This is a genomic window from Siansivirga zeaxanthinifaciens CC-SAMT-1 (assembly GCF_000941055.1).
Taxonomy (GTDB): domain Bacteria; phylum Bacteroidota; class Bacteroidia; order Flavobacteriales; family Flavobacteriaceae; genus Siansivirga; species Siansivirga zeaxanthinifaciens.
Map to the genome: position 1 here is coordinate 2,309,198 of NZ_CP007202.1, position 14,048 is coordinate 2,323,245.

Annotated in this window: 13 protein-coding genes; 6 read left to right on the top strand and 7 right to left on the bottom strand. The window is 31.9% G+C overall.

Annotated features, from left to right (window positions below):
• The first annotated feature begins 92 nt into the window (after positions 1 to 92).
• The 3 genes from AW14_RS10440 to AW14_RS10450 all read left to right on the top strand — a co-directional run bounded on the left by AW14_RS10440 (position 93) and on the right by AW14_RS10450 (position 2,375).
• Positions 93 to 1,472: an MATE family efflux transporter gene (locus AW14_RS10440; RefSeq protein ID WP_044638754.1), complete on the top strand. Its 1,380-nt coding sequence runs from the start codon at positions 93 to 95 to the stop codon at positions 1,470 to 1,472.
• A gap of 3 nt (positions 1,473 to 1,475) precedes the next feature.
• Positions 1,476 to 1,703, top strand: coding sequence for a hypothetical protein (locus tag AW14_RS10445; RefSeq protein WP_044638755.1), 228 nt, complete (start codon positions 1,476 to 1,478; stop codon positions 1,701 to 1,703).
• Between the two features lie 102 nt (positions 1,704 to 1,805).
• Positions 1,806 to 2,375: a phosphatase PAP2 family protein gene (locus tag AW14_RS10450; RefSeq protein WP_044638756.1), complete on the top strand. Its 570-nt coding sequence runs from the start codon at positions 1,806 to 1,808 to the stop codon at positions 2,373 to 2,375.
• Between the two features lie 4 nt (positions 2,376 to 2,379).
• Here the strand turns inward: AW14_RS10450 and AW14_RS10455 are convergent, their stop codons facing one another.
• From AW14_RS10455 to AW14_RS10465, 3 genes are all read right to left on the bottom strand, one after another.
• A complete protein-coding gene (locus AW14_RS10455) occupies positions 2,380 to 3,261 on the bottom strand; it encodes a diacylglycerol/lipid kinase family protein (protein ID WP_044638757.1) in 882 nt (293 codons plus the stop codon).
• 3 nt (positions 3,262 to 3,264) lie between these two features.
• Positions 3,265 to 5,163: an LTA synthase family protein gene (locus tag AW14_RS10460; protein WP_316930032.1), complete on the bottom strand. Its 1,899-nt coding sequence runs from the start codon at positions 5,161 to 5,163 to the stop codon at positions 3,265 to 3,267.
• Between the two features lie 238 nt (positions 5,164 to 5,401).
• Entirely contained in the window at positions 5,402 to 5,959 is a 558-nt protein-coding gene (locus AW14_RS10465; RefSeq protein WP_044638759.1) for a DUF2911 domain-containing protein, read from the bottom strand.
• Between the two features lie 166 nt (positions 5,960 to 6,125).
• Between AW14_RS10465 and AW14_RS10470 the strand changes: the two genes are divergently transcribed.
• The 3 genes from AW14_RS10470 to AW14_RS10480 are packed head-to-tail and all read left to right on the top strand — an operon-like array spanning position 6,126 to position 8,656.
• Entirely contained in the window at positions 6,126 to 6,677 is a 552-nt protein-coding gene (locus tag AW14_RS10470) for an RNA polymerase sigma factor (RefSeq protein ID WP_044638760.1), read from the top strand.
• Complete coding sequence (locus AW14_RS10475; RefSeq protein WP_044638761.1) at positions 6,661 to 7,239, top strand: hypothetical protein; 579 nt, start codon at positions 6,661 to 6,663, stop codon at positions 7,237 to 7,239. The genes AW14_RS10470 and AW14_RS10475 overlap by 17 nt, the downstream gene beginning before the upstream one ends.
• A gap of 13 nt (positions 7,240 to 7,252) precedes the next feature.
• Entirely contained in the window at positions 7,253 to 8,656 is a 1,404-nt protein-coding gene (locus tag AW14_RS10480) for a hypothetical protein (RefSeq protein WP_044638762.1), read from the top strand.
• Positions 8,657 to 8,660: 4 nt separating this feature from the next.
• Here AW14_RS10480 and miaA read toward each other — a convergent pair whose 3' ends face one another.
• The 4 genes from miaA to AW14_RS10500 all read right to left on the bottom strand — a co-directional run bounded on the left by miaA (position 8,661) and on the right by AW14_RS10500 (position 14,007).
• The gene (miaA, locus tag AW14_RS10485; protein WP_044638763.1) at positions 8,661 to 9,581 is read right to left on the bottom strand and encodes a tRNA (adenosine(37)-N6)-dimethylallyltransferase MiaA; all 921 of its coding nucleotides are present in this window, start codon (positions 9,579 to 9,581) and stop codon (positions 8,661 to 8,663) included.
• A gap of 178 nt (positions 9,582 to 9,759) precedes the next feature.
• Positions 9,760 to 10,602, bottom strand: coding sequence for an ion transporter (locus tag AW14_RS10490; RefSeq protein ID WP_044638764.1), 843 nt, complete (start codon positions 10,600 to 10,602; stop codon positions 9,760 to 9,762).
• 25 nt (positions 10,603 to 10,627) lie between these two features.
• Positions 10,628 to 12,586: a DUF3857 domain-containing protein gene (locus AW14_RS10495; RefSeq protein ID WP_044638765.1), complete on the bottom strand. Its 1,959-nt coding sequence runs from the start codon at positions 12,584 to 12,586 to the stop codon at positions 10,628 to 10,630.
• Positions 12,587 to 12,645: 59 nt separating this feature from the next.
• Positions 12,646 to 14,007: an exonuclease domain-containing protein gene (locus tag AW14_RS10500; RefSeq protein WP_044638766.1), complete on the bottom strand. Its 1,362-nt coding sequence runs from the start codon at positions 14,005 to 14,007 to the stop codon at positions 12,646 to 12,648.
• Positions 14,008 to 14,048 lie beyond the last annotated feature (41 nt).

The following is a 14,048-nucleotide window of genomic DNA, read 5'->3' on the forward strand; positions in this document are numbered from 1 at the left end:
CTTCATATTCTAGCAATAATACGCTTGAATATTTATTAAAATCAATGCATTAAAATTAATTTTTAATAGTATTGAAAACGTATTTTTGCCCCATGCAATTAAAAAATTACACGAAAGAATTTAAATATAATTGGCAACTGGCAGCTCCTGTAATGTTAGGAATGTTAGGACATACTTTTGTTAGTTTTGTAGATAACATCATGGTGGGCCAATTAGGAACAGCCGAATTGGCAGCAGTTTCCCTAGGAAACAGCTTTATGTTTATTGCCATGTCAATAGGTATTGGTTTTTCTACAGCTTTAACGCCCTTAATTGCAGAATCTGACGCCGAAAATAATTTTGAAAAAGGAAAATCTACTTTTAAACACGGCTTGTTTTTATGCACTGTTTTAGGTGTTTTGCTTTTTTTAGTGCTTCTTTTTGCCAAACCTTTAATGTATTTAATGAAGCAACCCGAAGAAGTTGTTTTATTGGCAATTCCTTATTTAGAATGGGTGGCATTTTCTTTAATTCCGTTAATAATTTTTCAAGGATTTAAGCAATTTAGCGATGGCTTGTCCATGACGCGTTACCCAATGTATGCTACTATAGTGGCTAATATTGTGAATGTTATTTTTAACTACCTTTTAATTTTCGGTAAATTCGGGTTTCCTCAAATGGGCATTGTTGGTGCAGCCTACGGAACTTTAATTTCCAGAATATTTATGGTTTTATATTTGTGGTATTTATTAAAAAATAAAGAGCGCTCTAGAGGGTTTGTTACTAAAATTCAGTTTTTTGTTTTAAACAAATTAATTCTTAAAAAGATTATTAATTTGGGAGCTCCTAGCGCCATGCAAATGTTTTTCGAAGTCGCTATTTTTACAGCCGCCATCTGGTTGAGTGGTTTGTTAGGTAAAAATCCCCAGGCTGCAAACCAAGTGGCTTTAAACTTGTCGTCTATGACTTTTATGGTGGCTACGGGTTTAAGTGTTGCTGCCATGATTCGCGTTGGAAATCAAAAAGGGTTGCAAAATTTTATAGATTTACGACGTATTGCTTTTTCAATATTTTTACTAGGAATTATTTTTGCTTGTTGTTTTGCTACGATGTTCTTTTTACTTCATAACCATTTACCAAAATTATATGTAGATTTTGATGATTTAAACAATTTAGCCGATAATACCGAAGTTGTTGCAATTGCCGCAAATTTATTGGTGGTAGCCGCCATTTTTCAAATAAGTGATAGTATTCAAGTAATTGTTTTAGGTGCTTTAAGAGGTTTACAAGACGTGAAAATTCCAACAATAATTACCTTTATTTCTTATTGGTTGGTGGGGTTTCCGGTAAGCTGGTTTTTAGGAAAAGAAACCGCTTATGGTAGTTTAGGTATTTGGCTGGGTTTATTGGTAGGTTTAACAACAGCCGCTATTTTATTGTATATTAGATTTAATTATTTAACTAAAAAGTTAATTTTACAAAAAGAAAATTAAAAAATGACACTTCCTAAATTTATACTGGGTGATAATTCAGATTTCCCAAATGCTATTTTTGTTATTCATACCGAATTTCCTCGATTTATTATAAATCTTGAAGATGATGAAATTGAATGGTTTGAAGATTTTGATGATGAAGATGAAAAAGAATTATTAACTGAAACCGAAAATGCTATAAAATTAGCTACCGAGTTTTACGATAATGAAATTGCTAAATACGAGGAGTAGTTGCGTTAAGGATTGAAGCGGCATCCTTTTGCTTTTTTGCAAAAGATATAGCGAAAAGCCTGACTTGAGGCACGAGAGTAACGCCCAATTTTTTATTTTTTTATGATTGATAAGCTTTTAGAATACGATACACAATTATTTTTATTTCTTAATAATTTGGGATCTCCTACCTGGGATTCCATGTGGTTGCTAATAACTCACGAGTTTACGTTTGTGCCACTTTATGCTATTTTACTTTATTTACTTTATAGAAATTATGGATTAAAAGCCCTGCTTATTTTTGTTTTGGTGGTGGCATTAATGATTACCTGTACCGACCAAATAACCAATATGTTTAAACGCGGGTTTGCTAGACCGAGGCCTTGTGGAGTGGCGGATTTAATTGACCAAATGCGTTTTATTGCCGTGCGTTGTGGTAAATATGGTTTTTTCTCTGGACACTCATCTAACTCAATGGCAGCAGCTGTTTTTGCTGGTTTAATGTTAAAACCGTTTTATAAAAATTTAATTTTTATTTTATTGTTTTGGAGTGCCGTAGTGGCTTACAGCCGAATTTATGTTGGCGTGCATTACCCTCTAGATATTGTATGCGGATTAACTTTTGGAGCCTTTGTTGGGTTCCTGTTTTACAAATTTGCAAGCTATCTTATTAAACGCTATGTCTCGGTTTAATGGTTTACGAAATAACTCTTAAACTCTTATTTAGTATTGAAATACTGGCTTGGCTGTTTTGTAACAGATAAAATTCGCCATCGATTTGTGTTTCAATGGATGCTTTATTGTTTTTATGAATAACTAATTTGTTAGATTCGTACTGCTTTACTTCTTTTAATAAAGTATGTTTTTTAAATAGCATTAATATGGACACTAGCAGGGTTTTAATTTTTCCTATTTTTGAAACAATAACAATATCAAGTATGCCATCTTGCAAAGACGCCTGAGGTGTTAAACTTATTTTATAGCCTAATTCATTAGAATTAGAAGTAAATATCATGAAGGGTTTAACCTGTAATATGGTGTCGTTTATTTCAATTTCAAAATCTACTAATTCCTTTTTTTGAAAAATAGTTTTAAAATAAGCCTTGATATAACTTTTTAAAGTGTGATGTTTATAGGATTCGTAATTTTTAATGACTTGTGCATCGAAACCAATACCACAATTACTAAAAAAATAGCGCTCATTAATAACTCCAGAATCTATAAGTAGGGTGTTTTGAGCCTTAATTAAATTAAGGGCTTTGTTGATGTTTTTTGGGATTTTTAAGTTGGATGCTAAACCATTCCCAGAACCTAAAGGAATAATTCCTAAAATGATATTGCTACCAACTATACAAGACGCTACTTCGTTAATGGTACCATCACCACCACAGGCAACAATAACATCGGCCTGTTCGTTTACTGAGTCTTGTGTTAATGTTACAGCATGTTTTTTATGGGTAGATTGTTTAATAACAATTTGGTATTGTTCTTTATTGAAGAAACTTTTAAGGTGCTTATAGCTTAAAGAATTATTTCCTTTACCAGCAACAGGGTTTATAATGAAATGAATTTTTTTCAAAGGCTAATTTTTAAGCTTAAGTCCGTTGTTATGATATAAATAGTCGGCTGTTTGGTAAAATGATATTGTTTCAACCAGCATGTCTTTATCAACTTCTTTAGAAATTAAATCGTCGTTATCTGTTTCCCATTCGTAATACGTTACTACATGCTGGTCGCTTAAAACCATAAGTTTTTGGTCTTTTAAAAGTCCTAAATTTCTGTAGTTTCCAATAAAAGCACGTTCGTCTTCTTTTTTCATTTTTAAAACATCGATGCCAAATAAATTAGATGTATAATCCCAGTTTAAAAGGCTAAATAGGGTTGGAAACACATCGATTTGAGAACTTAATTTATCAATTTTTTGAGGTTTTGTATTTTCAAGATTGCATATAAGCGCCGGGATACGATATTTATCGATATTTAAGTTCCAGCGTCCGGCGCTACTAGCGCAGTGGTCTGCCATTATTACAAATACGGTGTTTTCAAACCAAGGTTTAGTTTTTGCTGTTTTGAAAAATTGACCAATGGCATAATCGGTGTATTTTATGGCGCCTTCACGACTGGTACCAGACGGAATGTCTATTTTTCCTTCTGGATATGTGAACGGTCGATGATTGGAAGTCGTCATGATAAAATTGAAGAAAGGCTTTTCATTAAGACTTGACTTGTCGGCTTCTTTTATGACTTTGTTGTAAATATCTTCATCGCAAACACCCCAAGCATTTTCGAAAGTTACTTCGTTATCGTTAATATTAGTTCGTTTGGTCTTGATGTGAGCATCTAATAGAAAACCGCGACCTCTATCGATAATGTTAAACCCGTTACCACCAAAATAAGTATTCATATTATCGAAATAGCCATCGCCTCCATAAAAAAAGTTGTTATCGTAACCTTCTTCTTCAAATACGCTGGCTATGGTGAAAAGCCCTTGGTTATTATCGCGTTTAACGATGCTTCTTCCGGGTGTAGGAGGAATGGATAGTGTTATGGCTTCCATACCTCTTACGGTTCGTGTTCCGGTGGCGTATAAATTTGTAAAAAACAGACTTTTTTCTGACAAAGAATCGAGGGTTGGTGTTATTTCTAATTCACTTCCTAATGAATGAAGATAGGATGCACTTAAGCTTTCAATACAAATGAAAATAACATTTGGTTTTTTTGGAGGATGTAAACTATCTGCATTTGTAATTGCTCTATAAATTTCCTTTTTTTTAGGATTTATAAACTCTGAATTATTTGAAGCAATTTTTTGTTTAACAAGGTTGAAAGCTTGGTCTGTATTAACGGTATTATAAAACTCGGTATACGATAATTCGTTATTTTTAAAAGCTGCAAAAAAGGAATAAATACCTGTTTTAGCTAACTCGTCGTTATATCTGTTGTTAAATTGTTCGGCATCTTTGTTTTTAACGAAAAACAAAAAAATAAGTGCGATGCCAATAAATAATGCAGAAGGAAATAATTTTGCTTTAAAGGGCGTGTCGTTTTTAAAGGTGGTTTTAAAAACACCAATTCTACTTATAAAATAAAATAAACCAATAAAAATAATTAGTATACCACTTAATAATAGCGGTATAGGATACGATTCGTTGATATTCTTAACAACTTCGTAGGTGTAAATTAAATAATCGACGGCTATAAAATTAAAACGACGTTCAAACTCTTCCCAGAATGTAATTTCAGCAAAAAACGAAAACAAGAAAATGATAACGCCTAACGAAAATGCAAAATAAGTAAAGACTTTATCTAAAATACTACCATATAGCTTTTTAAGAATAATGAGCAGGTATAATAAATAGGGTAATGTAAAAAACGATACTGTACCTAAATCAAATAAAAAACCAATAATAAAAGTGTTTGCTAATTTAAAAAAGGTCGCATCTACTTCTTTAAAACTGTAAAATAAAAAAAATATCCTCACAAAAAGTGACAATATTAAAAACAAGAAAACAAAGGTTTTTAATAGGGATAGTCGTTTTGGGAAAATGAATTTAAGCATGGTTTATTTAGAGATTACTTTTCGATTTTTACGTTTTAAAAATTGAAATTATTCTATGTTAAATGTATAACAATAATCAATTAAAAAAATTGTATTTACCGAAATTAATACAAACTAAATAAACATTTTTTACCTAAAAAGGAAGATCAATAAAAAGCTTTTAATTTTTAAGTGGTAATGCCACTTTTGTCTCATCCCAAGCCATGGTTAAAAATAATTTATCGGTTGAATTATCGAAGGCTATGGTAAATTGTTCAACAACATGATCGAGTTTTTTTATAGGCACTTGTACGTTTAATACATCGTAATTAGGGTCCCACATAGGTTTCATTTCTTTATCGACACCCCATTCGTATTGTTTAGAGTTAAAAATAACGGTCCAAACCGAATCTTTAGGTACCGTCCAAAGGGTGTATTTTCCAGCAGGTAAGGTCATGCCTTCAATATCTAAATCTTTGTTAGTTTTAAAGGTAGTCGCTTCGTTCGCTCCCGTACGCCAAACCTGGTTAAGAGGCACGAGTGCTCCAAAAATTTCACGTCCTTTTTTGGAAGGGCGGTTATAAAAAACTTCTAATTTTAAATCGTTTAATTTAAATTCTACGGTATCTTTTGGGCTTAAGCGTGGTGCAAATATATTTTCAACAAAAATGGAATATAATGCTAAAACTACTGCTGTTATAGTTAGAAAAATTAATACACGCTTTAAAAAAGAATTCATAGACTGTTTTTTTGATAAAGATACTTTAAAAAGTAATAATTAATAAAACACAAACGCAGATTTCTTTAGTTTTGTTATATCTGTGAAAAAATATTTATTTTTTTGCAACACTTCATTTTTTATATCGTCTTTAAAATGAACTAACACCAACCAAAAGTAAATTAGCATGTTGCAAGTTGACATTATAGAACAATGTAAACAAAACAATCGCAAAGCACAATTACAACTGTACAATCAGTACTGTGACGGTATGTTTGTTGTTGCAAAACGATTTTTAAAAGATGCTAACGATGCCGAAGATGTGGTCCAAGAAGCCTTTATAAAGGCCTTTACCAAACTGCATCAATACAAAGCAGATGTTACTTTTGGAGCGTGGTTAAAACGTATTGTAATTAATAAGAGTATCGATTTAATAAAGTCTAAAAAGCAAATACTTGTAGAATTAGACCAGGTGCACCTAAAAGTAGTCGATTCTTCTTATGAAGACAAATGGTTAGTAGACGATGCTATAACCTTAAACGATGTTAAAAGCGCTATCAATAATTTACCGGAAACGTATCAATATGTAGTTATGCTTTATTTAATAGAAGGTTACGATCATCAAGAGATTTCAGAAATTTTGAATATTTCGGAAGTAGCTTCCAGAACCAATTTATCCAGAGGAAAAGCAAAACTACAGGAACTTTTAAAACAAAAACAACATGGCACAGGATATTAGAGATTTATTTAAAAACGATGAAGCTTTAAATGAGCAAATGCCTAAAAATCACCAAGAGCGCTTTCTAGAGAAATTAAATAAAACCTTACCCCAAAAGAAGTCTTCCAGATTTAATTGGATGCTCATTGCGGCTAGTATTGTATTGCTTTTAGGTTTTGGATTTAGCGTTTACAAGTATTTTAACTCTAACAACGAAGCAACCATAGAAGTTGTTAACAATAATAATCAATTAGAGACAAAAACCTTGGGTGATGTTTCTCCCGGATTAAAAAAAGTTGAAGATTATTATTTAGCAAGTATCCATTTAGAACTCTCTAAAATAAAGTACACACCAGAAACGAAGGAGTTATTTGATGGCTATATAGTTCAATTAGAAACTTTAGATAAAGAATATAAACAATTATCAGAAGAGTTAACACAATCGGGTCCTACCGAGCTAACTATTAATGCTTTAATTGATAATTTAAAGTTTCGTTTAAATCTGTTATATCGTTTAAGAGGACAGTTAAAACAGTTAAATCAAGAAGATAATTTGGGAATAGAAGACAATCAAATTATTTAAAATCAATCAAAAAATGAACAAATCAATTATAAAAATAATAACCTTAACCATTGCTTTTATGATGGTTAATATAGTGGTAGCTCAACAAAAGTTGACTAAAGTATCGCAATCTATTAACGTTTCAAAAGACGTTGTTATAAACTTAAATACAAGTTATAGTAATATTATTTTCGATACTTGGAATAAAGATGTTATTGAAATAGAAGCTTATATAGAAGGTGAAAAAGTAAGTAAAGAAGAATTGCAAAAATTATTAAAAACATGGAAAGTTGATATTGATGCCACCAAAAATGAAGTATCTATCTCTACCAATGGTTTTGCAAATGGTTCTTGGGAGCTTTATTCTAAAAAAGACATAGACGATGAAACAATTAACGATATTTTAAAAGAATTAAAATTTGAATTAGCAGACATTCCCATTCTTAGTTTTTTTGGCGATATACCACCAGTGACTTCCATACCAGAATTACCACCGATGCCCAAAGGGATTGATAAAATACAGTTTGATTATAATGCTTACCAAAAAGATGGTGAAAAATATTTAGAGCTTTATTCGAAACAAATGGAAACGACTTTTGGAAAGGATTTTGAAGAAAAGATGGAAGCCTGGGGCGAAAAATATGCTAAAAAAATGGAAGCCTGGAGCGAGCAATATGCTAAGAAAATGGAAAAAATGTCTGGTGAGAAAGAAGCGCAAGCTAAAAATCGTGAAGAACTCAAAATAGCACGCGAAAAACTTATGGAATCTAGAGAGCAACTAAGTAAAGAACGCGAAAAGTTGGCTAACAACAGAAAAGATGTTGTTGTGAAACTAATTCATGATAAATCGGCGCATCAAGTTAAAAAGTACATAAAGATTAAAATACCTAAAAAAGCAAAATTAAAGGTAAATGTTAGACATGGCGAAATTGAATTTGCATCAACCATTGAAAATTTAAAAGCCAATTTATCATACACCAAATTAACAGCAAACAGCATTAATGGAAGTCAAACTTCCATTAATGCCTCGTATTCGCCTTTATATGTTTCTTATTGGAATTTAGGCGAGCTAAATGCTAACTATGTAAAAGACGCTGTGTTAAAAAACGTAAAACAAATTGTTTTAAATTCTAATTCATCGCATATTACCATCGATAATATACAAAGTAGCGCTATTATTAACGGGTCCATAGGCGATTTAGATATTAAAAATTTAGAAGATAGTTTTACAAACTTAAACATTGTATTACAAAACAGTAACGCGAACATTTCACTTCCTAAAACCGATTATAATTTGCAGTATGTAGGCAGTCGTTCTAATTTTACACATCCAAAAAGGAAGAAATCAGATAATTCTAATACCTTTTTAACCGGAAATTCCAGTTCTGGAAAAACAATTTTAGTAAATGCTAAGTTTAGTCATGTGGTTATGAAATAAGCCATTAATTAAATGACATTTTTAATTCGCAAGCTTCTATAATTTGGTTAAGGGGTGTTACATAATCGAACCAAAGGGCTTGTTCTTCTTTTTTAAACCAAGTAAGTTGTCGTTTTGCAAAACGACGTGAATTTTTCTTTATTTCTGAAATGGCAAAATCTAAAGGCCATTCGCCGTCCAGATAATTAAATAATTCTTTATATCCCACCGTATTTAAGGCATTTAAATTTTTATACGGAAGCAGTGCTTTTACTTCTTCTAATAAACCTTCCTGCATCATCACATCTACACGGCGATTAATACGCTCGTAAATAATGTCTCGATTGGCTGTTAATGTAACGGTAATGGTTTTAAATGGTCTGTTTATTTTTTCCTTATTTAAAAAGGATGAGTATGGTTTTTTAGTACCGATGCAAATTTCCAACGCCCGAATGACCCGATGGGGATTATCGATAGCGATGGTTTTATAAGCTAAAGGGTCTAAGCTTTTTAATTGCTCTTGTAAAACGGAAATTCCGTGTAATTCTAAATTGGTGTTTAGAGATGCTCGAATGTCTGGATTTACATCTGGAAAATCGTCTAAGCCTTTAGTAACGGCATCGACATATAATCCCGAACCGCCTACCATTACAACAACATCGTGTGTTTTATATAATTTATTAAGACAGTTTAAAGCGTCTTTTTCGAAAGCACCTACATTGTATTGATCTTCGATACTTTTATGATGAATAAAATGATGCTTCGCTGCTGCTAATTCTTCTTGGGATGGAGCAGCTGTGCCAATTTGCATTTCTTTAAAGAATTGCCTTGAATCGGCTGAAATGATTTCGGTATTAAAATGATTTGCAAGTTTAATGCTTAAGTCTGTTTTGCCTATTGCCGTTGGACCTACTACCGAAATTAAATATTTATTTGTTGGGTTAATAACGTATGATTTTTGTTTGTAAAGGTAATTTGAATTCCTGATTTTACAAGTCTTTGTGTTTAAAAACTACTTGGCAGGTGTGGGCGTTAAGGGTAGAAGCGGCATCCTTTTATTTTTTTCAAATAAAAGATATAGCGGATAACCTGACCACGATGCGTCGTGGTAACGCCATGAGACTTTAAATTTTATGTCCGCAATTATAACAGAAATCGGCGTCGTCTCGGTGGTTTTCTTTGGAACAGTTTGGGCAGGACTGTGTGTTTAAATTGACATCTTCTTTTTTAGGCGTTTTTTCATTTTTAAATTGATTGGTGTATTCGGCAGAAACGATTCCGGTTGGGACTGCAATGATTCCGTAACCTAAAATCATAACTAATGAGGCTATAAACTGCCCCAAAGGTGTTTGTGGTGCAATATCGCCAAACCCAACTGTAGTAAGGGTTACAATGCACCAATAAACGCTTACAGGTATGTTGGTAAAACCGTTTTCTTCGCCTTCTACCAAGTACATAATGGTTCCTAAAATAATGCATACGATGATTACAGCAAGTAGAAAAACCGATATTTTAGCCCGGCTTGCTTTGAGGGCTTTTACTAAATTTTGAGAGGCTCCCAAAAAATGTACGAGTTTTAAAATTCTGAAAACACGCAATAAGCGCAGGGCTCTTAATGCAGCCAGAGCATGTATGCCGCCTAAGAAAAGGGATATATATTTTGGTGCTGTCGATAGAAAATCGATAATGCCATAAAAACTAAAAATGTATTTTAATGGTTTTTTTACAGCGATAATACGTGCAATATATTCTATGCTAAAGAGGATGGTAATTAGCCACTCTAAAACATTAAGTAACTCGAAATATTTTACATTGATACTTTTAACACTTTCTAGCATAACAAAGGCAATGCTAGCAAGAATAATTATAAGCAGCACTACATCAAATAATTTGCCAGCGGGTGTGTCGGCTTCATAAATTATTTCGTGTAGTTTTCTTCTCCAGCTATTTAATGGTTTGTTATTCATTACTTCAAAAGTAAGAAAAGATTAGTTATATTTTCTTAAATAGAATTATGGAGTTTTTTTGGGTGTCAACCACTTTTGCCATAAATTCTTTTAAATACGGATAATACTCAGGAGGATAAATAGATTCTTTAAATTCTACCTTCATCATTAACATGACAGAATTATTAAGTAAGCTACAGGATAATCTTAGTGATCCTGTGTTATTTGGTAAAGATATCATGATCTCTTTTGGTTTTTCAATAACCTCGTATTTATTATTTAAATTAATTTGTACCATATAAAAATAATTATCTGGATAGCCAAAGTCTATGGGGTAGGTGCGTTCTTGAAGTTTAAATGGATTTTCTGAGAAAAATATTTTAAAAAAAGGATTTAAATAAATGGATTCGGCATTGGTATTTAGGTCGTAATCTATGGTGTAAGTTTCTTGAAAATCCGGATTTTCAAGGATATTATTTTCAACCTCATAATCGTTAATCTCGATATATGGTGATTTATTTTCTAGGTCTTCTAGGTAAGCTTCTTTGTTTGAAAAATATCTTTTTTTAGTATCAATGGCATGATACCCCGTATATTTTGTGTTAACCGTTCCTGTTAAATTTTGATCGTCTTCGAAGTTTAAATCGGCTTTATAGAAATACGTTGAGGCTTTACCAGGTTTAATATCTATCCAATCACTACCATTTTTAAGATCTAAGGTTCTACCGAATTGGTTTAAACATCTAAAAGGAAGATCTCCAAAACTTATAAATTTATCTGTGCCATCTAAAAAATAGGAAGTACCATTAATAGTTGCTTGAACTATTAAGTAATTAAACTCTGAAATTACTGGAAAAATGGTTGTTATTAAGCCGTTTTCTCGAGTTGATAACAATATTGGTTTAACATCGATACCAGCGGTATCAAGTAAATTATGAAGTAAGATATTTATGGATGACACATTTCCTGATTTTTCTTTTAATAAATCTTTAATGGATACATCTTTAAAAATTTGGAATTCTTCATTCCAAGTAAAATTGTTTTGAACAAATTGGTATATAGCTGTAGCTTTTTTAAGAGGATCAGATTCATTGATAATGTGTGCAGGTAAAATTTCATCAAAATCTACCGATTTTGAAAGCTGCTTACCTATGTTTTTGTCAATTTTTAGTTCTTTGTCTACGGTTTCCCAGGTTTTTGCATAATTACTAATTTGCCCCTGAAAATCTTGAAAGGTTTTAAGTTCGTATTCTATACGAGCTAAATAGTTGCTTTTAGTAGTCATGTAATTTTCCTTTATAAAAGCGGGTATATCTTTCATGACATACATAGAGTTTGAACAATCTGCGTAACTACCGTCGCTAACTTCTAGGCATCGTTTTTCTATAACAGATTCGTTTTTAAATAATTTTTTACCACCAATTAATTTTACGTGATAATCCCAATTTGCTGGAATACTTGCATTGTATTCGCTGTACAGTTTTGGTATTTCCGATTGAAAATTCCAACTTTTGTAATTAAACATAAAGGGCGAGATAAGTTTGTAACTATAAGTAATTACAGAGCCTTCCTTAATATTTGGTAAAGTAAATTTAATGAGCGTATGGTTTTCGTCGTATGCTTCGGTAAAAATATCTTTTTTCTCTAACTGTGTTTTAGTTATTTTGCCATTAACATAGTTATAAGTTGTTGCTAAAATACTTTCTACTTCTTCATATCTGGTTTTAGTTATGTAAAGTGGAATTACAATGTTTGCATTATCGAAACCTTCGCGTTTAAGTAGCTTTATTTTTCGTTTTATTACGGTTATTAAATGATATTCATTTCTATCTACATGGCTTTTTCCTTGTTCATAAATTACCAAAGCATTTGCTGTAGAGTCCTTTAAAAAAGTGGTAGATTTAATATCGTCTAAGGTAACTATATAGTTTTCGGAGTTGTATTTTTCTTGAGAAAAGCATACTATTCTTAAAAAAAGTAAAAAAAGTGTAAAAAAAGTTTTCATTTAGTTTAATTGGTTAATTACAAAGAACAATGTAATAAATTTCCCTAAAAAAAATTATTTTAAAATAAAATAACTTTTAATCTTTTATTTCTACGCAGGTAACTTTGAATAATATGTTGGGTGTCTCTATTATTTTGCATGGGAGTAATAATAGACTCTAGGACTTCAATATTATTTATTTGATAATTTAAATTGAAAAAACCGATGCCTCTAAACACGCCGTTTTCCACTAAAATTGCACTGTGTTCATCAATATCACGACCACGATCTATAATAACCATATTCTTGTTAGAATAACTGTTTTTTGTAATTAAAGCTTCAACACGCTTGTTGTATGATTCGGCGGGTTCTTTTTGAATACAAGCGCCTTCACAAGCTTTTATATCGTAATTAAAACAGCTGGTTTTTGTTTTGTATAATCCAGTTAATTTCTGGCAGAGACTATATTCTTCAACAGCTTTAGTAATAAAACTTTTACCGCTTTCACGATTACTAAAAGTGGTTATGGGTTTTTTACGACCATCGGACACATCAATTTTTAAATTAATATATCCGTTTTCATCTTTAAAACTATAAAGGGCATGGGTAAAAGTAGTTCGGCGTAAGGCACGGTTAAGTATAGGTTTTACGCGTTTAATTTCTTCACTTTCTTTTAATAGTGCTACCAATTCACTTCCTGTTGCTTCGTAAGTTACAGCGTGAACGGCTGCCTGAATTTTTTTAGACTTTCGGTTAGAATTTGTAAAATGCTGATTGATGCGTTTTTTAATATTATTACTTTTTCCAATATAAATGATATCGCCTTCGGCGTTATGTATATAATAAACCCCTGTTACCGATGGTAAATCGCTTAAAATATTTAGATGTTTAGGTTCTAACTGATGCTTTGGCGTTAGTTTTATAGACTTTTGAATAATGCTTTTCTGCGTATCCTTGTCTAAAAGCATTTTAAAAAGTTTTACAGTTGCGATAGCATCACCAGAAGCACGATGCCTGTCGGTTACAGGAATGCCCAAAGAACGCACTAACTTACCCAGACTGTACGATGGTTGATCGGGAATTAAATCTTTAGCAAGCTCTACAGTACAAAGCGTTGGTCTTATATATTCAAAGCCTAATCGTCTAAATTCTGTGCATAAAATGCGGTAATCAAATTGTGCGTTATGGGCAACCACAATACAATCATCTGTAATTTCTACAATGCGTTTTGCAACTTCATAAAATTTAGGTGCATTGCGAAGCATATTATTATTTATGCCAGTAAGATTCACTACAAAGGGTTGTATATCGCGCTCTGGATTTACCAAACTTATAAATTGATCGACAACCTTGTGTCCGTCAAATTTATAGATAGCTATTTCAGTAATGCCCTCTTCATTATACTTACCACCAGTGGTTTCTATGTCAAGTATTGCGTAAATAAGTTAAAAATTAAATGTTTTAATCTGGATTGAAATAAAGG

Excerpts from the sequence above, each read along its gene's own strand:
- AW14_RS10440 (WP_044638754.1), top strand. The coding sequence starts at position 93 with ATGCAATTAAAAAATTACACGAAAGAATTTAAATATAATTGGCAACTG.
- AW14_RS10445 (WP_044638755.1), top strand. The coding sequence starts at position 1,476 with ATGACACTTCCTAAATTTATACTGGGTGATAATTCAGATTTCCCAAAT.
- AW14_RS10450 (WP_044638756.1), top strand. The coding sequence starts at position 1,806 with ATGATTGATAAGCTTTTAGAATACGATACACAATTATTTTTATTTCTT.
- AW14_RS10465 (WP_044638759.1), bottom strand. The coding sequence starts at position 5,959 with ATGAATTCTTTTTTAAAGCGTGTATTAATTTTTCTAACTATAACAGCA.
- AW14_RS10470 (WP_044638760.1), top strand. The coding sequence starts at position 6,126 with ATGTTGCAAGTTGACATTATAGAACAATGTAAACAAAACAATCGCAAA.
- AW14_RS10475 (WP_044638761.1), top strand. The coding sequence starts at position 6,661 with ATGGCACAGGATATTAGAGATTTATTTAAAAACGATGAAGCTTTAAAT.
- AW14_RS10480 (WP_044638762.1), top strand. The coding sequence starts at position 7,253 with ATGAACAAATCAATTATAAAAATAATAACCTTAACCATTGCTTTTATG.
- AW14_RS10490 (WP_044638764.1), bottom strand. The coding sequence starts at position 10,602 with ATGAATAACAAACCATTAAATAGCTGGAGAAGAAAACTACACGAAATA.
- AW14_RS10495 (WP_044638765.1), bottom strand. The coding sequence starts at position 12,586 with ATGAAAACTTTTTTTACACTTTTTTTACTTTTTTTAAGAATAGTATGC.